Raw genomic sequence first — 18850 nt, forward strand, 5'->3', positions numbered from 1 at the left:
ACGGTGTCCATGGCCATGATGCGATCGTGGAAGAGATGGGTCTGCACCACGCAGCCGCGTTCCACGGTCGCGCCGTCACCGAGTGTCACCAGGTCCGCCTCAGGTAGCCAATAGGATTCGCACCATACCCCGCGGCCGATGGTGGCCCCGAGGCCGCGAAGCCACACGTTCAGCACGGGTGTACCCGTGGCGGCGCGCGCGAACCACGGCGCGGCGACGGTCTCCACGAAGGTGTCCGACACCTCGTTGCGCCACACGAACGAGCTCCACAGCGGATGCTCCTCGGCGCGAATCCGGCCGACCAGCAACCACTTCGCGGCCACCGAACTCGCCCCGGCGACCGCGCCCGCCGCCAGCAGCACCACGCCGCTGAGCAGCGCGGCGGGCAGATGGCCGAGGGTGCGCGCGAGCCAGGCGAGGGTGAACAGCACCCCGAGCCCGATGGCGAAGGTGACCAGCACCGGCACCAGGCGGCAGGTCTCCACGATGCCGCGCGCCACCTTCAGCTTCGGCGGCGGATCGAAAGTTCGCGCGGTGTCCGAGCTTTCGGCCGCGCGGCGCAACCGCACCGGCGGACTGCCGAGCCAGGACGAGCCCGGCTTCGACTTCGACGGCGCGGCCGAAAGGACCGCGACCAGACCGTTTTTCGGCACCCGCCGGCCGGGCGCGGTCATGCCCGAGTTGCCGAGGAACGCGCGCTTGCCGACCTTCGCCTCGCCGATGCGCAGCCAGCCGCCGCCGAGTTCGTAGCTGGCGATCATGGTGTCGTCGGCCAGGAACGCGCCGTCGGCGACCGTGGTGAACTTGGGCAGCAGCAGCACCGTCGACGCCTCGACGCTCTTGCCGATCTTCGCGCCGAGCAGGCGCAGCCAGATGGGCGTGAGCAGGCTGGCGTAGAGCGGGAACAGGAAGGTGCGCGCCGAATCCAGCAGTCGCTCGGTGGACCACACCTGCCAGCCGGTCCGGCTGCGCACCGGGTGGTAGCCCTCGCGCAGCCGGAAGCTGAGCAGCCGCACCGCGAGGATGGTGATCGCGGCGTAGACCGCCAGGCTGAGCAGTGTGGCGACGGGCAGGATCGCGAAGGCGCGACCCAAACCACCCGCGAGCGTGCGGGTGTCGCGGATGAACCAGGCGATGAACAGGCCGCCCGCGCCGAGGCCGAGGACCGGCACGGCGGCCAGCGCCATGGAGGTGACACCGAAGATCGCCACCCAGTGCGCCGCGCGATCCGGCGTGTGAGCGGGCCAACGGTGCTGGGCCTTACCGATTTTCGCGGCGGGCGAGCCCGCCCACTCCTGCTCGGACTTGACCTTGCCGGACACCGAGGAGCCGGGCGCGATCTCGGCGTTCTTGCCGATCCTGGTGCCGGGCAACAGGATCGATCGGGAGCCGACCACCGCGCCCGCGCCGACGGTCACCGGGCCGATGTGCACCACGTCGCCGTCGATCCAGTAGCCGGACAGATCGACCTCCGGCTCCACGCTGCACCCGTCGCCGAGTTCGAGCATGCCGGTCACCGGCGGCAGGGTGTGCAGGTCGACGCCCTTGCCGACCTTGGCGCCGAGCGCCCGCGCGAACGGCACCATCCACGGTGCGCCGGAGAGGTTTTCGGCGCCGCTGGCCTCCGAGAGGCGGACTGCGGCCCACAGGCGCAGGTGCACCGAGCCGCCGCGCGGATACCGGCCCGGCTCGACGCCGCGCAGCAGCAGGCGAGCGCCGGCGACGCAGATCGCCATGCGGCCCGGCGGCGAGATGAACAGCAGGAACGCCACCAGCGTCCACCACCAGGACAGCTGCGGCAGCCACGGCAGCGAACCGGACCAGGCCGCGATATTGCCGACGATGGCCAGCCAGGTGAGCCACTGCAGGCCGGTGAGCGTGGTGAGCGGAATGGTGGCGAGCACCTGCGTCCACTGCGCGGCCCGCGGCGTCGGGCGCACCACGCGCTCCTCGACGGCGACCGCCGGGGTGGTCTGCTCGAGCAGCTCGACCAGCGCGCCGAGCCGAGGGTGATCGTAGAGGTCGGCGACGGTGATCTGGGGATAACGCTCGCGCAGCGCGGTGACGAGCTGGGCCGCGGCCAGCGAGCCGCCGCCGAGGTCGAAGAAGTCCGCGTCGAGGTCGAGCACCTCGCCGCCGAGGATCGAATCCCACAGTCCGGCAACCCATTGCGCGGTGCCGGTGAGATCGTTGTCGGCGTCGTCGTCGGCGCTGTTCGGCAGCGGCCAGGGCAGGGCGTTGCGGTCCACCTTGCCCGAGGTGCGGGTCGGCAGTTCGTCGACCACGGCGAGGCGGGGGACCAGGGGAGCCGGGAGTTGTTCGGCGAGTTGGGCTCTGGCGGCCTTGGCGTCGAAGTCGGGGCCGGTGCCCGCGAGGTAGCCGACCAGGACCTTGTTGCCCGCCTTGGTGGTTCGGATCGCGGCGGCGGCGCCGGTGACGCCGGGCAGGTGCTGTAGCGCGTTGTCGATCTCGCCGAGTTCGATGCGGCGGCCGCCGAGCTTGATCTGGTCGTCGGCGCGGCCGAGGAACACCAGGCCCGCGCTGTCGTTGCGGACCAGGTCGCCGCTGCGGTAGGCGCGGTCCCAGCCGACCGAGGGCAGCGGCGCGTACTTCTCGGCGTCCTTCGCGGGGTCGAGGTAGCGGGCCAGGCCGACGCCGCCGATCACCAGCTCGCCGGATTCGCCCTCGGCCACCGGGTTTCCGGCGGCGTCGATCACCACGAGGTCCCAGCCGTCGAGCGGCAGCCCGATCCGGATGGGCCACGCGCCGTCGAGGGGCGCGGCGCAGGCGACCACCGTCGCCTCGGTGGGGCCGTAGGTATTCCAGACCTCCCGATTGCCTTGTCCCGCAAGGCGTTCGGCAAGCTCCGGCGGCACCGCCTCGCCGCCGAAGATCAGCAGCCGCACCGCGTCCAGCGCCTCGGCGGGCCAGGTGGCGGCCAGCGTCGGCACGGTGGAGACGACGCTGATCTCGCGGCGCACCAGCCACGGGCCGAGGTCCGCGCCGGTGCGGACCAGGTCGCGCGGGGCGGGGACGAGGCAGGCGCCGTTGCGCCAGGCCAGCCACATCTCCTCGCAGGAGGCGTCGAAGGCGACCGACAGACCGGCGAGCACGCGGTCGCCCGGCCCGATCGGGGCGTCCCGGAGGAAGAGCCGGGCCTCGGCGTCCACGAAGGCCGCGGCGTTGCGATGCGTCACCGCAACGCCTTTCGGAGTTCCGGTGGAGCCGGAGGTGAAGATGATCCAGGCGTCGTCGTCGGGGGTCGGCAGGGTGCTCGTGCTCGCGTCGGTCCGCTCCGCCGCGGTCCGGATGCCCGCGGGCGTCGTCTCGATGCCCGCCGCCGTGACGATCGCGGTGACCTGGGCCTCGCCGAAGACGAGGTGCGCTCGTTCGTCCGGGTCGTCGGCGTCGACCGGCACGTAGGCCGCGCCCGCGGACAAGACGGCGAGGATGGTCAGGTAGAGCTCCTTGGAGCCCGACGGCATGCGCACGCCGACCCGGTCGCCCGGCCGCACGCCCGCCGTGGCGAGCCTGGCCATGGTCTTCTCGATCTCGACGACGAGTTCGAGGTAGGTGAGTACCACCTGGCCGTCGTCGATGGCCGGTGCGTCGGGATGGGTGAGCGCGGTGGCGGTGAGGATGTCGACGAGGGTTCGGGCCGGTGGCGTGTGCGCGGTCCGCAGTAGCGGGTTCACCGTCGCGTCAACCTGTGGCTGGAGCATGACGCCCTGCCCACCTCCCATTCGACCTGCCTCGCACTTCCCTGGTTGTTTGTGTCATAGCTGGGTTACCAGTGGGCAAACGCCCTGGTGACCAGTTGTCCACGGTACTCGCGGCGGCCTGCGTTTGTTGTTCGCCGGCTCGGTCGCCGGACAACGAAGGGCTGGCGGGGTTGTTGCAGGTCGCGGCCATTTATGTCGCATGCGGGGAGGCAATGCCTGGTGGGGCGGGTCGGCTGGTGGGTTCGCCGGGTGATCGCTGCGGTGACCGGTTCGTGCCGGTGTGATTCCGCTCATCGAGCTGCTGATCTTGCAGCTCAGCGCGTTTCGAAAGGGGCGAGCTCAGGCCGCGGAGGCGGCGGTGCCGATGCCGAGGGTGGCCAGGATGGCGGCGCTGGCCTGCTCGAGTCGATCCCGGATCTTGGGGCGGCGCAGCAGCGCTACCGCGCGGGAGGCGGCCAGCGCCAGCAGCACCATCTCTACTGCGGCGATGGACGATTCGACGGCGCCGAGCGCGAGCGTGTTGGCGAAAGTGACCTCGGTCAGGAACTGCGGGAGCACGGCGAGGTAGAACAGGCCGACCTTCGGGTTGAACATGCAGGAGACGACGCCCGCGGTGAATGCCGAGCGAACCGACGCGCGGGTGCCGCCCGTCGCGGGCCCGAGTTCATGGTCGCCGTCGGCTTCGCGTGCCGCCCTGCGCTGGTCGAGCAGCGCGCGAATGCCCAAGTACACCAGGTAGATTCCGCCGACCACCTTGAGCGCGCGGTACGCGGTCGCCGACTGCTCCAGCAACGCGGCGACGCCCGCGGCGACCACCACCGCCCACACGATCCCGCCGAGCGCGGAACCCAGCGCGGCGGCGATCCCCGGTCGCGCGTCGACCAGCGAGAACCGAAGGACGAGAAACGAGTCGGGGCCGGGTGTGAGCGAGAGCAGCACGCACAGGCCGACGAAGCTGAGCAACAGGGAGAGCGACACCCCACGATGTGAACCCAAAGTCGGCGGATAAGCAACGTATTTCGGCGGGGACACACGGCGTCGTCGCCGGACGGTTGACAGCGCCGGGGGACATCTGCCAATCTCGGGTCAGGTCATGAGTACCAGCGTTCAGCCCCGGCTTGCTGGTCGGCAACCCTCCTCCGCGGTGGGGTGCTCCGGGTGACGACCGGGCCGTAGCCCAACCGGGTGCGGCAAGCGCGGACTCGACGAATCCTCTGATAGCGAGTCCCCGAGTCGACGGGATTTTCGTGATGACCGCTGTGGTAGACCAGAACTGTGCCGCCCTCGCCCGGGTCTCCGGTGACGACCTCCAGGTGCCCCTCGTCCAGGGCGGGACGACCACCTACGCCAACTTCGACTACGCCGCGAGCGCGCCCGCGTTGGCGCAGGTCACCGACCGGGTCCAGCAGTTGCTGCCGTTCTACGCCAGCGTGCACCGCGGCGCGGGCTACGCCTCGCGGATCTCCACCGAGTGCTACGAGGCCGCGCGCGGATCGGTCACCCGCTTCCTCGACGCGGCCGACGATCAGGTGGTGGTGTTCACCCGCAACACCACCGACTCGCTGAACCTGCTCGCGTCCTGCGTGCCCGGCGACACCGTGGTGCTCGACATCGAGCATCACGCCAACTTCCTGCCGTGGACCAGGCACGGCCGCCGCGTCGTGCAGGCGGCGGCCACCGTCGAGGAGACGATCGGGCGGCTGGTCGCCGAGCTGTGTAGCAAGCCCGCCGCGCTGCTCGCCGTGACCGGCGCCTCCAACGTCACCGGCGAGGTGCTGCCGCTGGAGCGTCTGGCCACCATCGCCCACCAGTGCGGCGCGCGCATCCTCGTCGACGCGGCGCAGCTCGCGCCGCATCGGCGAATCAGCCTGCGCGACACGGGCATCGACTATCTCGCGTTCTCCGGTCACAAGCTGTACGCGCCGTTCGGCGCCGGCGTGCTGGTCGGTCGCCGCGACTGGCTCGACACCGCCGAGCCGTACCTGGCCGGCGGGGGTGCGGTCCGCGAGGTCACCACCGCCGACGTCGACTGGGCGGCCGCGCCGCAGCGGCACGAGGGCGGTTCGCCGAACGTGCTCGGGGCCGCCGCGCTCGCCGCCGCCTGCGACGCACTCTGTGAGATCGACGCCGACACGCTCGCCGCTCATGAACACCGCCTCGCCGACCGGCTGCGCGACGGTCTCGCCGCCATCCCCGGCGTCAACCTGCTGCGCATCTGGACCGACGCCCCCGACACCGTCGGCATCGTCGCCTTCACCCTGGACGGTTTCGTCCCCGGCCACGTCGCCGCCTACCTCTCCGCCGAACACGGCATCGGCGTGCGCGACGGCCGCTTCTGCGCCCACCCGCTGCTCGCCCGCCTCGACCTCGACGGCGCCCTCCGCGCCAGCATCGGCCTAGGCACCACCGCCGCCCACGTCGACCGCCTCATCCAGGCCGTCGCCACCCTCGTCCACGACGGCCCCGCCTGGAACTACTCCACCACCCAGAACCTCTGGAACCCCACCCCCGAAACCCGCCCCTTCACCTCCCAAACCCCCACCGGCGCCGCCCCCTGCCTCATCGACTAGCACTGCCCGCTAGTTCTAAAAGCGCCACGCTGATAGGTCGTTGCTATATAGCATCAACGCTATGGGATGGGGTATCATAGAACTAGAACCAGAGGTGCGTGCCTGGCTGGAAGACCTTCCGTCGGGCATGTTCGCCAACGCAGCGTTCTATATCGACCTTTTGGCCGACAAAGGGCCGCTGCTAGGTGAGCCGTATACCCGACAGCTGGACGGTAAGCTCCGAGAATTACGGTTCTACCTCGACGGTTCCGCGATCCGGCTGACGTATTGGATCGCTCCTGGACGCCGAATCGTGATGCTCACAGTGTTCGCCAAGACGCGAATGCGGGAGCGGTCGCAGATCGAGAGAGCGCGGCGGGCGCTCAACCGCTGCATAGCGGAGAGGCACACCGCCGAGGAGGATGAGAGCAATGGCTGAGCGCGGCGACTGGGCGGAGATCAAGGGCCGTCGGATGAAAGAGCCTGGAGCTGCGGAAGCCTACGAGGCCACGCGCTTGGCCTACGAACTCGGCCGGACGATTCGGCAGATGCGCGAGGAGCGCGGGTGGAGCCAAACAAACCTGGCCGACGTAGCCGGGATGACGCAATCCGCAGTCGCTAGGTTCGAAGCCGGTGGCACCGTTCCCAGTCTTCCTGTCCTCGAACGACTCGCGCACGCGCTCGACGCTGATCTGGTCGTGGAGGTTCGCCCTAGGGTGGCGTGAACGTTTTCTCAGTCGCCGAGTTTGGTGGGGCGGTGGTAGCGGCCGTCGTAGTAGAGGAGGGGGGCGGCGGTGGGGGATTCGTTGGTGTTGTCGTGGACTCGGGTTACCAGGCCGACGACGAGGGTGTGGTCGCCGAGGGGGATTAGTTGGTGGATGGTGGCGCGGAGCCAGATGGGGGTGCCGTGCAGGACGGGTTCGCCGGTGTCGAGGGTGGTCCAGAGGGAGCGGTCGGTGAAGCGGTCCTTGGCGGAGCGGGCGAAGCGCTGGGCCAGGTCGTGCTGGTGTTCGCCGAGGAAGTGGATGACGACGGACTCGGCGGCGAGCAGGGCGGTGAGGCTGGACGAGGTGTGCGCGATATTGAAGGAGACGAGCGGGGGCGCCAGGGACAGGGACGCGAACGAGGTGGCGGTGAAGCCGATCGGGCCGCCCGGCGAGTTCAGGGTGACGACGGTGACGCCGGCTGGGTAGTGGCGCATCGAGGCGCGAAACTGCTCGGCGGTGATCCCGCTCAGATCATCGGGGACCTGGAAATCCGCGGCGGGCCGTTCTGCTTCGGTCACCCGTCCAAACTACGCCGGGCGCTGTCGCCACCCGCCGAGCAGTCGGTCCGGCGGCGGTGGTGTCGGCGACCGCAAGGTCGGAGCGTATTACCGCGGTAGCAGCGAACGCGGGACTCGGACGCCGTGGCGAACGACTCAGACGACGTCGATCGGGAGACCCGCGGTGATCCGGATCAACTCCTGAAAAGAGGTGCGGAACACCGTGTTCGGATGACCGCCCGAGGCCCACACCTCCCGGTGATCGGAGAGCGCGGTGTCCACCCAGGTGGGCAGGTTGGTCGGGTGGCCGACGGGGGCGACGCCGCCGATCGGCTGCCCGGTCACCTCGCGCACCATCTCGACGGGGGCCGGGGTCAGCGTCCCCTCCAGGCGTTTCCCGGTGGACTCGAGGTCCACCTCGTGCACGCCGGAGACCAGCAGCAGTACCGGATCATCGTCCAGCAGGAACACCAGCGACGAGGTGATGGCCCCCACCTCCACGCCGAGCGTTCGGGCGGCATCGGCGACAGTGGGTGTTGGTGCCGGCTGGGTCACGATGACACCGTGATGGCCTCGGGCGATGAGGGTGTCCGCGACTCGGCAGGCGATCGGTGGCAATGTCGACCTGCGCATGCCACCAGAGTAGAGCGATTGCGGGTGGTGCGCCGGGCTACTCGGCGAATGCGTCAGTATTCCGGATAGCCCTCGCTGGGCCCGAGCATCCGCGCGATCCGCGCCCGCGTGATCCGCGCGAGCTCGGTCGCGTCACCGTTCGAGACCCGTTCGTGCGCAACCGCTTCCAGCGCCCGCTCCAGATCTCCCCGCGACAACGCGAGCAGTTCGACGTCCGCCTTGTCCAGCAGCGCGTCCGCGTTCGCATACGGCCTGGCGTCGGCGAGCTGGGCGGCCCAGGTGACGTTGCAGCAGCAGGCGAAGAGCGCGTGTATCGCACGGGCACGGGAGATTTCGTTGAACCGCGCGAGGCCGATTCCTTGATGCATCAGCATGCTGGCCTCCGAATCTTCCTTGATGCATCAGCATGCTGGCCTCCGAATCGAGAAATGAGGTTTGCTGACCCACTCAGATGATCCGTCAACCCTCGGGTCGGGAACTAGTGCGCCGCACCGATTTTGCGCAGGTTTAACAGTGTTTTCGGCCGCGTGGCCGCGGCGTGTTCGTGGCCCCCGGATGTCTCGCGTCCGAGCGGTCGAGACTTGCGACTTCGTCGCGTGCGCTTCGACCGCTCGGACGCGAGACGGGCCACGAACGGCGCTCGCAGAACTCGCGCTGTAGTGGGCGCGTTTGCGACAGCGTAGGGCGTCGGATGTGTGCCCTCAGTCAAGAGGGCACGGCCGTGCACCATTCCGGGATGCCGGGCGTACGCGCTCCACCTCCTCGATACGCTGTACAAATGACTGATTGGCAGGCTTTCACCGTAGAAACGAAGGACAACGTCGCGCAGGTGACGCTGACCGGTCCGGGCAAGGGCAATGCGATGGGGCCTGATTTCTGGCGTGAGCTGCCGGAGATCTTCCAGGCGCTAGACGCCGACCCGCAGGTGCGCGCGATCGTGCTGACCGGCTCGGGCAAGCACTTCTCCTACGGCCTCGATCTGCCGGCGATGAGCGGCACGTTCGGCCCGCTGCTGGCGGATCGGGCGTTCGCCGCGCCGCGCACCGAGTTCCTGGTCGAGCTGCGCAGGATGCAGGCGGCGGTGACCGCGGTGGCGGACTGCCGCAAGCCGGTGATCGCCGCGGTCTCCGGCTGGTGCATCGGCGGCGGGCTGGACCTGATCGCCGCCGTGGACATCCGCTACGCCAGCGCGGACGCGAAGTTCAGCCTGCGCGAGGCGAAGGTCGCCATCGTCGCCGACATCGGCTCGCTGCAGCGGCTGCCCGGCATCATCGGCGAGGGGCAGTTGCGCGAGCTCGCCTATACCGGCAAGGACATCGACGCGGCGCGCGCGGAGAAGATCGGCCTGGTGAACGACGTGTTCGCGGATCAGGCGGCGGCCCTGGACGCGGCGCACGCCACGGCGCGCGAGATCGCCGCGAACCCGCCGCTGGTGGTGCAGGGTGCGAAGGACGTTTTGGATCAGCGGACCAAGGACCAGGTGGCCGCCGGGCTGCGCTACGTGTCGGCGTGGAACTCCGCGTTCCTGCCGTCGGAGGACCTCACCGAGGCGATCCAGGCGGTGTTCGAGAAGCGGGCGCCGGAGTTCAAGGGCAGGTAAAGCTCGGTAAATCACTTGCCCCAGTAGAAGTCTCGTCTGCATACTTGCATCGCGCAACTAATTGATTGATGCAAGCAAAGGTTTAGGGTTTGGACGAGCAAACGGTCGACACGATCGCGATGCAGCTCACCCGTTTGCAGCGGATTCGTGACCGCACCGCGGCCCAGATCGGCACGTGGACCAAGGACGGACTGGATCCGGCCGCGTACGGCGCTCTGCTCCGGCTGTGCTGTGACGGGCCGATGCGGTCGGGCACGCTGGCCGAGGCGTTGCACTCGGACGCCTCGACGGTCAGCCGTCAGGTGGCCCAGCTGGTCGGCAAGCAGTTGGTCGAGCGACAGGCCGACCCGGCGGACGGCCGGGCCACCGTGCTCGTCGTCACCGAGCGTGGCCGGACGGTCGCCGAGGACGTTCGCAAACGGCGCAACGAGAACCTGACCCGGGTGATGGCCGATTGGACGCCGCAATCCCGGGCACACTTCGCCGAGCTGCTCCGGCAGTTCGTCGATGACTTCGAGCGAACCAGACCCGAGATGATCGCCGCGATGCGCCGCAATTGGGATCAGACCTTTACCGGGACGGAGAACGACACGTGAGTGAGCGAAGCGAGCGAACCGAAAACACAGCCGCCGTTGGCACGACGGAGCCGAGCGTCAGCGAGGCGCAGTCGTGACTACAGCCGAGAAAGTGGAGGCGCCTCCCGCCTTCACCCATCGCCAGATCCTGGTGATCCTGAGCGGATTGATGCTCGGGATGCTGCTCGCAGCACTGGACCAGACGATCGTGTCCACCGCGATCCGTACCATCGCGGACGACCTCAACGGCTACTCGCTGCAGGCGTGGGCGACCACCGCCTACCTGATCACCGCGACGCTGGCCACGCCGCTGTACGGCAAGTTGTCCGACATGTTCGGCCGCAAGCAGTTCTTCATGCTCGCGATCGCCATCTTCATCGTCGGCTCGCTGCTGTGCACCATGGCCCAGTCGATGTATCAGCTCGCGGCCTTCCGCGCCGTGCAGGGCATCGGCGCGGGCGGGCTGATGTCGCTGGCGCTGACCATCCTCGGCGATATCGTCGGGCCGCGCGAGCGCGCGAAGTATCAGGGCTACTTCCTGGCCGTGTTCGGCACGTCCAGCGTGATCGGCCCGGTGCTCGGCGGCGTGCTGGCCGGGCAGGACACCATCCTCGGGGTGAGCGGCTGGCGCTGGGTGTTCCTGGTGAACGTGCCGATCGGCCTGATCGCGCTCGCGGTCGTGTACAAGGTGCTGAAGCTGCCGAAGCGGCCGCACTCCACCGACCGGGTGGACTGGTGGGGCGTGCTCGTCCTGGCGGTCGGCCTCGTCCCGCTGCTCATCGTGGCCGAGCAGGGGCGTGAATGGGGTTGGGGCAGTGGACGTTCCATCGTCTGCTACGTGATCGGCGTGGTCGGCATCATCGGCTTCGTGCTGATCGAGAAGGCGCTGCGCGACGCGGCGCTGATCCCGCTGCGCATCTTCAAGAACCGGACCTTCTCTCTCGGCGTGGTGATCTCGTTCGTGGTCGGCGCGGGCATGTTCGGCGGCATCTCGCTGCTGCCGCAGTACCTGCAGGTGGTGCGCGGGGCCAGCCCGACGCTGGCCGGTTTGCAGATGCTGCCGATGGTGCTCGGCCTGATGACCGGCTCGGTGGTGTCCGGCCAGCTGATCTCGCGGACCGGGCGCTACCGCAGCTTCACCATCATCGGCGCGACCATGCTGACGCTCGGCCTGTTCCTGCTGCACTACCTGACCGCCGACAGCCCGCTGTGGCTGGCGATGATCTTCATGGCGTGCACCGGCTTCGGCCTCGGCAACCTGATGCAGCCGTTGACCCTCGCGTTGCAGAACGCGTTGCCGCCCAAGGACATGGGCGTGTCCACCGCGGCCGCGACCTTCTTCCGGCAGATCGGCGGCACGCTGGGCGTCGCGGTGTTCCTTTCCATCCTGTTCGCCCAGCTGACCCCGAACATCTCCGACGAGATGCGCGGCGCGGCGGCCGATCCGCAGTTCCAGCACGCGGTGGTCGAGGGCGCCAAGAGCAGCAACCCCGCCGACGCGGCCCTGGCGAAAGGCCTGCTGGCGCAGGACACTTCGGCCGCGGGCAACGTGCTGAAGGACAGCTCGATCATCCAGCAGCTGAGCCCGGCGCTGGCCCGTCCGTTCAAGGTCGGTTTCGCGGAGTCCATGTCGATGGTGTTCCTGTCGGCGACCGGTGTCGCGCTGCTCGCGCTGATCCTGGTGCTGTTCTGGCGGGAGGTGCCGCTGCGCATGGTCGGCGGCATCCAGGCGGCCAATGCCGATGCCGCCGCCGCGAAGTCGGACTCGGCCGACGCCGACGGCCGGGTGCTGGATCAGGCCGGGTTGCTGCTCGGCGGTGGCGAGGCGGTGAGCCCGCCGAGCCGCGACGGCGGCGCGGGCAGAGCGACGGACGGCACCGGCTCGGCGTGAGCCGAATCGGCCCGGTGGGAACGGAGTCGGCTCCACCGTGAGCCGACTCCGGTCCCACCGCGCCCGGGTCGATGAGGGACTCGGGCGCGGTGGCGACCGCCGGGCAGTGGCCGCTCTGGCAGCATGACCAGGGTGAACGAGGTCCTGCGCACCGCGCGCGAGAGAGTGCTGCGCCTGCCGGGCGCCATCGGCTACCTGGTGGTCGGCGGCGTCACGTCGGTGCTCGCGCTGTTCGCGGTGATCGGCTTGCTGGTGGTCGGCGCGTTCTGCCTGATCGGCGTGGGAATCCCCGCGCTGCCCGAGGCGATGCGGCTGGTCCGGCCGCTGGTGTCGTTCGAACGGCGAAGGGCGGCACGGCGATTGGGCGAGCCGATCATCGAGGCCTATCAACCCATCGCCGGTGGTCTGCGGCAGCGGGTGACCACGGTCTTCGCCGATCCGGCCAATCGCCGTGACGTCGGCTGGCTGGTCGCGCACGCGCTGACCGGAATCTACGCGGCGGCCTTCGCCGTCGCGCTGCCCCTGAGCATGATCTTGCAGCTGGTGACGCCCGCGATCTGGCAGCACGTGCCGCCGGGGGAGCTGACCAGTTTCGGCTTCGAGGTCGACTCGTGGCCGCGGGCCGTGCTGAGTTTCGTGATCGCGTTCCCGCTCGGGTTCCTCATCCTGCAACTTCCGGTCGTGGCGCACTGGCAGGCGCTGCTGGCCCGCGCCCTCCTCGGCCCGGCCGAGGGCATCGTGCTCGCCGACCGGGTCGCCGCGCTGACCGCGACCAGGGCCGCCGCGCTGGACGCGCACGGCGCGGAGCTGCGCCGGATCGAGCGCGATCTGCACGACGGCGCGCAGGCCAGGATCGCGGCGGTGATCATGCAGCTCGGCCTCGCCGATCAGCTGCGCGAACAGGATCCGGAGGCCGCGCAGGGCCTGGTGCGCAAGGCCCAGGACACCGCGACGGCCGCGCTGGCCGAGCTGCGTGACGTGGTGCGCAATGTGTACCCGCCGGTGCTCTCGGACCGCGGGCTGGCGAGCGCGATCTCGGCGCTCGCGGCGCGCAGCCCGATCCCGTGTGTGCTCGAGTCGAGCGAGGTGGGCAGGCGGCCTGCCGCAGTGGAGGCCGCGGCGTACTTCGTCATCACCGAGGCCCTCACCAATGCCACCAAACACTCTGGCGCCGAACATCTCTCGGTGACCATGGGCGGACCGCCCGAGCTGCTGCGGATCGAGATCCGCGACGACGGCGCAGGCAGCGCGGTGGAGACCTACGGCGGCGGCCTGGCCGGCATCCGGCGCCGGGCCGAGGCGCTCGACGGGCGCATGGTGCTGACCAGTCCGCCCGGTGGCCCTACTGTGTTGCGGGTGGAGCTGCCGTGCGGGTCATGATCGCCGAGGACGACGCCCTCCTGCGGGAGGGTCTGGTGTTGTTGCTGAGCACCGCGGGCATCGAGGTGGTCGCCGCCGTGGACAACGCCGACGATTTCCTGGCCGCCGTGGCCGCCGACCGCCCGGACGCGGTGGTCGTCGACATCCGGCTGCCGCCGACCTTCACCGACGACGGCCTGCGCGCCGCCGTCCGCGCCCGCGAACTGCACCCCGGCCTGCCGGTGCTGGTGCTGTCGTCCTGGGTGGAGGACAGCTACGCCGCCGAGCTGCTCGGCGACGGCGCGGGCGGCGTCGGCTATCTGCTCAAGGAGCGGGTGGGCAAGGTGGATCGCTTCCTCGACTCGCTGCGCCGCGTCGCCGCGGGCGGCACCGCCATGGACCCGGAGGTGATCTCGCAGCTGCTGGTGCGGCGCAAGGCCGACGACCCGCTCGCGGCGCTGACCGCCCGCGAGCGCGAGGTGCTCGCGCTGATGGCGGAGGGCCACAACAACGGCACCATCGCCGAGCGACTGGTGGTCAGCGAAGGCGCTGTGCACAAACACATTCGGAGCATCTTCGCCAAACTCGGGCTGTCCGCCGAGGACGTCGGGCACCGTCGCGTGCTCGCCGTGCTGACCTACCTGAACGCGTGAAGCCCTGAACCCATAAAGGGTTCAGGGCTTCGACCCGGCGTCAGTCCGCCCGGCAGGTGACGTCCTCCGCCGGCAGCGTGCCGTCGCGGAAGTAGGTGTTCACCGCCGAATAGGCGCAGGCGTTCTCGTAGCGTCCGAAGATCCAGTGGATCGGGACATCCTTCAGGGTGACAAGGCGGGAGGCGCTCATGTCACGATGCAGCGCGACCGCGCCGTCGTAGGCCGTTCGCGTGTCACCGGTGGACTGCACGATCAGAGCCGGCACCGAATTGCGCACCTGCGTGGCGGGTTCGGCGGGCGGGGCCCAAAACGCGCACGGCGTGATGTTGTTGCTGAACGGGCCGAACACCGGCTGGGTGGCCCGGGCGGCCTCGACGTTGCGCAGGTAGAAGGCCGGATCGCGCGGCGCGGCGACGTCGCCGCACAGGACGGCCATCTGCGGCGAGTTGTCCTCAGGCCGCGCCTTCAACGCGTACCCGAGCGTGGCGTTCAGGGTCTCGTCCAGCTCGACGGGCTTGCCCGCGGCGGCGTCGGCGAGTGTGCGGATCTGGCCGGCCAGCATCCCGTACTGCTGCGGGCTGTCCAGCCCGACGAACAGCACCAGCGGCAGCCAGTGATCGTCGACCTCGTACTCGCCCAAGCGAATCGGCTTGTCCGCGGCCTGCCGGATCAGGTCCTGCACGGCGCCGCGCACCTGGGCGCGGTCGGTGCCGAAGTGATACTCGCCGTCGCGCGCCGCGACCCAGTCCGCCCACAGGTCGAGCGCGGCCTCGTTGGCCGGGCCCATCGCCTGCATCATGCCGACGGTGCCGTAGTTGTCCGGGTCGGCCGCGCTGTCGAGGACGATCCGGTCGCTGCGGTCGGGGAACATCTGGGTGTAGACCGCACCGAGGTAGGTGCCGTAGGAGGTGCCGTAGTAGCTGATCCGGTCGACGCCGAAGATGCCGCGGATCACGTCCATGTCCCGCGCGGTGTTGCGGGTGGTGATGTAGGGCAGTCGAGCCGCCTCCTCCGTAGCGCAGCGCGCGGCCAGATCAGCCTGGGCCGCAGCGGATTCCGCGAACGCCGCCGCGTCGACGCCCGCACTCCGCAGCCCCATGCCGACCGGCCAGTGGCACTGGATGCGGGAGGAACGCCCGATGCCGCGCGGGTCCATGCCGATGAGGTCGTAGCTCGCCCGCACATCAGGGGTCATCGCCTTGCCGACGTCGACCATGAAGTCCAGACCCGCGCCGCCGGGGCCGCCGGGGTTGGACAGCATGACGCCGTGCTTGCGCGCGGGATCGGTTGCGGCGATCCGCGAGATCGCCACCGTGAGGGTGGCTCCCTCCGGCTCGGCGTAGTTCAGCGGCACCGTGACGTCGGCGCACTGCGCGCCCGCCTCGTCCAGTTTCGGGTCTCCGCACGCCTTCCAGTCCAGCTGCTGGCTGTAGAAGCGGTCCGGTACCGCGGTCTCCGGCTTCGCCTCGGCCTCGGGTCCGGCGCAGCCGATCAGGCCCGCGCAGGCCACCAAGCCGGTGACGGCGGTCAAGGCCGCCGTCAGGCCCTTCGTGCGTTTCACTGTTTCTCCTCGGAAGTCGTTCGGCCGCAGGCCTTCTCGGCGCGGAAGTACTGGGTGGATGGATCGGTCACGAGGCGCACAGGGCGGTGTCGAGCAGCCGGTTGACCGCCTCGTCGCTCTCGTCGCTGGTGGGCAGCTGGTTGACGGTGACGGTCACCGCGGTGCCCTCGGCGGTCACGCCGTTGCGGGTCTCGAAACCGGGGATGCTGCCGCCGTGGCCCCACACCTCTTTGCCGCACGACGTGGTCCGGTGGATGAGCGCCAGGCCGTAGTCGGCGCCCGGCATGCGGTCGAACGGCACGGTGCGCTTCATCTCGGCCAACTGCGCCTGCGGCACCAGCTTTCCGGCCAGCAGCGCGGTCAGGAAGTGGTTCAGGTCGGTGGGGGTGGCGACCATGTCGCCCGCGGTGGAGCCCCAGGACGGGTCGAAATCGGTGTAGTCGATCGACTTGCCGTCGAGCACGTGGTAGCCGCGGGGATGCGAACCGCGGATGGATGTTTCGCGCGCGGCGGGCACGTAGGTGTCGCGCAGGCCGAGTGGCTCGATGATGCGATGCGTGATCTCGTCGGCGACCGGGTTGCCGGTCACCCGCTCGATCAGCAGGCCGGCCAGCACGTAGTTGGTGTTGGTGTACACCGCCTTCGCGCCGGGTTCGAAGTTCGGCGGCATCGTCATCGCCCGGCGGACCAGCTCGGCCATCTCGAAGTGCTGCCACCGCAGGGACTCCTCGTCGGCGACGATCTGACCGTCCTTCGCGTCCACGCCCGAGCCCGTTCCCCGGCCGAGATAGTCCGGCACGCCGCTGGTGTGCTGCAACATCTGGCGCACCGTGATCCGGTTGCCGTCATTGCCGTTGCCCTGCACGACGCCCGGCAGGTAGCGCTCGATCGGCGCGTCCAGCTCGACCTTGCCCTCGGCGACGAGTTGCATGATCACCGTCGCGACGAAAGTCTTTGTGTTGCTGCCGATCCGGACCCGGCCGTCGTCCGGGAACGGCGCACGGGTGTTCAGGTCGCCGACGCCCGCGGTGTAGGTGCGATGGCCGCCCGGCCCGTCGGTCGCGACCTGCACGCCGGGGAATCCGGCGCGCACCACGTCGTCCATGGCGGTGGCGACGGCGGCCGGCGGCGTCTTCGCCGCGTCGGCCGGCTTCGTCTCGGATGTCTCACCGCCGCACGCGGACGCGGCGAGGACCGCGCCGACCACTACGGCCGCGAGGGCCGCCTTTCCGGTGTTGCGCCGAAATGGGTTCATGAGCAGTGAATTCCTCCTGTTCGAGCCGGACGGCACGGTGCTTTCCCGACCTCTTCGAGCCTAGGAATCGAGGGGGGTCTCGCCCATGCCGCTCGCACCCGAATACCGGGTACGGCCCGCTGGCCTCGGAGGGTGGTGCTAGCACCACCATCGGAGGCGCACGGCAACCAAGGTGGTGTGCCGAATCGCCCTAGGTGCCGCGGCGCCAGCCCTAGGGGTGGCTGTTATCCGGCCGCGTTCTCCATACCGTCGTACAGGTAAGAAAACCCCTTGCTCAGGAGTAAAAGCAATGCGTATCAAGACCTTTGTCGCCGCAGGCCTGTTGACCGTCGCGGCCGTCGCCGGGGTGTCGACGGCCGCCACGGCCACCGCGACACCGCAGTATCAGGCGGCCTACACCGGTTACTACGCCGGAAGCTACGCGACCTACGCGGCGTGCGCGGCCGACGGAAGCTCCCCGAGCACCGGTGGCTCCTACTGGGAGTGCGAGCAAACGTACGATGGCTGGGATCTGTACATCTACTACTGATCTTCGCCTCTCGCAAGGGACATCCGGCGTCGCCGGGTGTCCCTTTTCGCGTCTATACCAGCGCCGGGATCAGCGAATCGTCACGAAAATCTCACGACGCCATTGGTTGGATGTCTGAACTATGACGCCGGACCCGCGGTGGCTCATCGGTGACTCGGCGGGGCGGGGTCGTCGGAGACGTCGGACGATTGTCTACGTTCATGGTCGAGGTTCGACGGTCGGAGAGAGGACCGAATGCTGAAGTTCGCTGTACTGGGCGAGGTGCGTGCGTGGCGGGACGAGCAGGAGCTCGATCTCGGCTCCAAACAGCGCCGCGCCCTACTGGCAGCCCTGTTGCTGCGCAGCGGACGTTCGGCGACGGTGCCGGAGCTCATCGACGGCGTGTGGGGCGAGCATCCGACGCCGAGCGCGATCGGCGCGCTGCGCAACCACATCCTGCACCTGCGCCGGGTGCTCGAGCCCGACCGAGTGTCCGGCACGCCCGCCACGGTGCTCGTCGGGTTCGGCGGCGGCTACGCGCTGCGCCTGCCGCCCGGCGTGGTCGACGTGGAGGTGCTCGAGGACATGCTGGGGGAGATCCAGCCGGAGCGGATCGGCGCGGAATCGGCGCACTCGATCGAGCTGGTCCGCGAGCGTCTCGACGCGGCGCTGCGGCTGTGGTCGGGGACGCCGCTGGCGGGGCTGCCCGGCCCCTACGCGGACCGGCAGCGCACGCAGCTGATCGAGCGCCGAGTCTCGTTGCTGGAGCAGCGAATCGAGCTGGATCTGCGTCTCGGCCGCTACCCGGAGGTGATCGCCGAGCTGACGCAGCTGTGCGGCGAGCACCCGATGCGTGAGCAGCTGCGCGGGCTGCTGATGACCGCGCTGTACCACGCGGGCAGACAGGCCGAGGCGCTCGCGGTGTACGCCGACACCCGCAAAGTGCTCATCGAGCGGCTCGGCATCGAACCGGGGCAGCAGCTCGCGGAGCTGCACCAGCGGATGCTGCGGGCGGATCTGCCCGCGCCGCAACGGGATAACGGCGACGAGGCGGGCACAGCGCGGCCACGGCGCACGATGGACCGGGTCGCCCAGTTGCCCGCCGACGTCGCCGACTTCACCGGCCGGGCCGACACGGTCCGCCGGATCAGCGAATGGCTCACCCGCACAGCAGTTTCCGCCGTGCCGGTGTGCGTGATCGAGGGCATGGGCGGGATCGGCAAGAGCGCGCTGGCGGTGCACATCGGTCATCGCGTCCGGGACCGGTTCCCGGACGGCCA

General features: G+C 69.7%; 17 protein-coding genes and 1 riboswitch. Of the genes, 10 read left to right on the forward strand and 7 right to left on the reverse strand.

Going from position 1 to position 18850, the window contains the following annotated elements:
- Together ON39_RS01885 and ON39_RS01890 are read right to left on the reverse strand one after the other, a co-directional pair.
- On the reverse strand, positions 1-3722 hold a 3722-nt coding region (locus ON39_RS01885; protein ID WP_040730084.1), incomplete at its 3' end, for a Pls/PosA family non-ribosomal peptide synthetase.
- Between the two features lie 339 nt (positions 3723-4061).
- Positions 4062-4700 (reverse strand): LysE family translocator, encoded by a 639-nt coding sequence (locus ON39_RS01890; RefSeq protein ID WP_040730086.1) that lies wholly within the window; start codon positions 4698-4700, stop codon positions 4062-4064.
- A 111-nt stretch (positions 4701-4811) separates the two neighbouring features.
- Positions 4812-4925: riboswitch (SAM riboswitch) on the forward strand.
- Positions 4926-4972: 47 nt separating this feature from the next.
- Here ON39_RS01890 and ON39_RS01895 point away from each other — a divergent pair.
- The 3 genes from ON39_RS01895 (at position 4973) to ON39_RS01905 (ending at position 6996) form a co-directional block, all read left to right on the forward strand.
- On the forward strand, positions 4973-6292 hold the full coding sequence (locus ON39_RS01895; RefSeq protein WP_040730089.1) for an aminotransferase class V-fold PLP-dependent enzyme: 1320 nt from the start codon (positions 4973-4975) through the stop codon (positions 6290-6292).
- 61 nt (positions 6293-6353) lie between these two features.
- Positions 6354-6710 carry a type II toxin-antitoxin system RelE/ParE family toxin gene (locus ON39_RS01900; protein ID WP_040730091.1) on the forward strand — a complete coding sequence of 119 codons (357 nt, stop codon included), beginning with the start codon at positions 6354-6356 and terminating at the stop codon, positions 6708-6710.
- Positions 6703-6996: a helix-turn-helix domain-containing protein gene (locus tag ON39_RS01905; RefSeq protein WP_040730093.1), complete on the forward strand. Its 294-nt coding sequence runs from the start codon at positions 6703-6705 to the stop codon at positions 6994-6996. The genes ON39_RS01900 and ON39_RS01905 overlap by 8 nt, the downstream gene beginning before the upstream one ends.
- An 8-nt stretch (positions 6997-7004) precedes the next feature.
- Here the strand turns inward: ON39_RS01905 and ON39_RS01910 are convergent, their stop codons facing one another.
- The 3 genes from ON39_RS01910 to ON39_RS01920 all read right to left on the reverse strand — a co-directional run bounded on the left by ON39_RS01910 (position 7005) and on the right by ON39_RS01920 (position 8542).
- Positions 7005-7556, reverse strand: a complete 552-nt coding sequence (locus tag ON39_RS01910; protein WP_040730096.1) for a flavin reductase family protein — start codon at positions 7554-7556, stop codon at positions 7005-7007.
- Positions 7557-7691: 135 nt separating this feature from the next.
- On the reverse strand, positions 7692-8168 hold the full coding sequence (locus tag ON39_RS01915) for a YbaK/EbsC family protein (protein WP_040730099.1): 477 nt from the start codon (positions 8166-8168) through the stop codon (positions 7692-7694).
- A gap of 53 nt (positions 8169-8221) precedes the next feature.
- Positions 8222-8542, reverse strand: a complete 321-nt coding sequence (locus ON39_RS01920; protein WP_040730102.1) for a 2-oxo-4-hydroxy-4-carboxy-5-ureidoimidazoline decarboxylase — start codon at positions 8540-8542, stop codon at positions 8222-8224.
- A gap of 404 nt (positions 8543-8946) precedes the next feature.
- Between ON39_RS01920 and ON39_RS01925 the strand changes: the two genes are divergently transcribed.
- The 5 genes from ON39_RS01925 to ON39_RS01945 all read left to right on the forward strand — a co-directional run bounded on the left by ON39_RS01925 (position 8947) and on the right by ON39_RS01945 (position 14246).
- Positions 8947-9768, forward strand: a complete 822-nt coding sequence (locus ON39_RS01925) for a crotonase/enoyl-CoA hydratase family protein (protein ID WP_040730104.1) — start codon at positions 8947-8949, stop codon at positions 9766-9768.
- A gap of 89 nt (positions 9769-9857) precedes the next feature.
- Positions 9858-10364, forward strand: coding sequence for a MarR family winged helix-turn-helix transcriptional regulator (locus ON39_RS01930; protein ID WP_040730106.1), 507 nt, complete (start codon positions 9858-9860; stop codon positions 10362-10364).
- Between the two features lie 73 nt (positions 10365-10437).
- A complete protein-coding gene (locus ON39_RS01935) occupies positions 10438-12234 on the forward strand; it encodes an MDR family MFS transporter (RefSeq protein WP_040730109.1) in 1797 nt (598 codons plus the stop codon).
- A gap of 123 nt (positions 12235-12357) precedes the next feature.
- Positions 12358-13614, forward strand: coding sequence for a sensor histidine kinase (locus ON39_RS01940; RefSeq protein ID WP_051186206.1), 1257 nt, complete (start codon positions 12358-12360; stop codon positions 13612-13614).
- Positions 13602-14246, forward strand: coding sequence for a response regulator (locus tag ON39_RS01945; protein WP_040730111.1), 645 nt, complete (start codon positions 13602-13604; stop codon positions 14244-14246). The genes ON39_RS01940 and ON39_RS01945 overlap by 13 nt, the downstream gene beginning before the upstream one ends.
- Positions 14247-14286: 40 nt before the next feature.
- On the opposite strand, the gene ON39_RS01950 is transcribed toward ON39_RS01945, so the two are convergent.
- Together ON39_RS01950 and ON39_RS01955 are read right to left on the reverse strand one after the other, a co-directional pair.
- The gene (locus ON39_RS01950) at positions 14287-15807 is read right to left on the reverse strand and encodes an alpha/beta fold hydrolase (RefSeq protein WP_040730112.1); all 1521 of its coding nucleotides are present in this window, start codon (positions 15805-15807) and stop codon (positions 14287-14289) included.
- A gap of 67 nt (positions 15808-15874) precedes the next feature.
- Positions 15875-17062 (reverse strand): serine hydrolase domain-containing protein, encoded by a 1188-nt coding sequence (locus ON39_RS01955; protein ID WP_051186208.1) that lies wholly within the window; start codon positions 17060-17062, stop codon positions 15875-15877.
- 289 nt (positions 17063-17351) lie between these two features.
- On the opposite strand from ON39_RS01955, the gene ON39_RS01960 reads away from it, so the two are divergent.
- Both ON39_RS01960 and ON39_RS01965 read left to right on the forward strand, forming a co-directional pair.
- Positions 17352-17591: a hypothetical protein gene (locus tag ON39_RS01960; protein WP_040730114.1), complete on the forward strand. Its 240-nt coding sequence runs from the start codon at positions 17352-17354 to the stop codon at positions 17589-17591.
- A 234-nt stretch (positions 17592-17825) separates the two neighbouring features.
- Positions 17826-18850, forward strand: a 1025-nt coding sequence (locus tag ON39_RS01965) for an AfsR/SARP family transcriptional regulator (protein ID WP_040730115.1), incomplete at its 3' end; no start/stop codon positions are given.

The organism is Nocardia tenerifensis NBRC 101015 (genome assembly GCF_000308715.1).
GTDB lineage: Bacteria > Actinomycetota > Actinomycetes > Mycobacteriales > Mycobacteriaceae > Nocardia > Nocardia tenerifensis.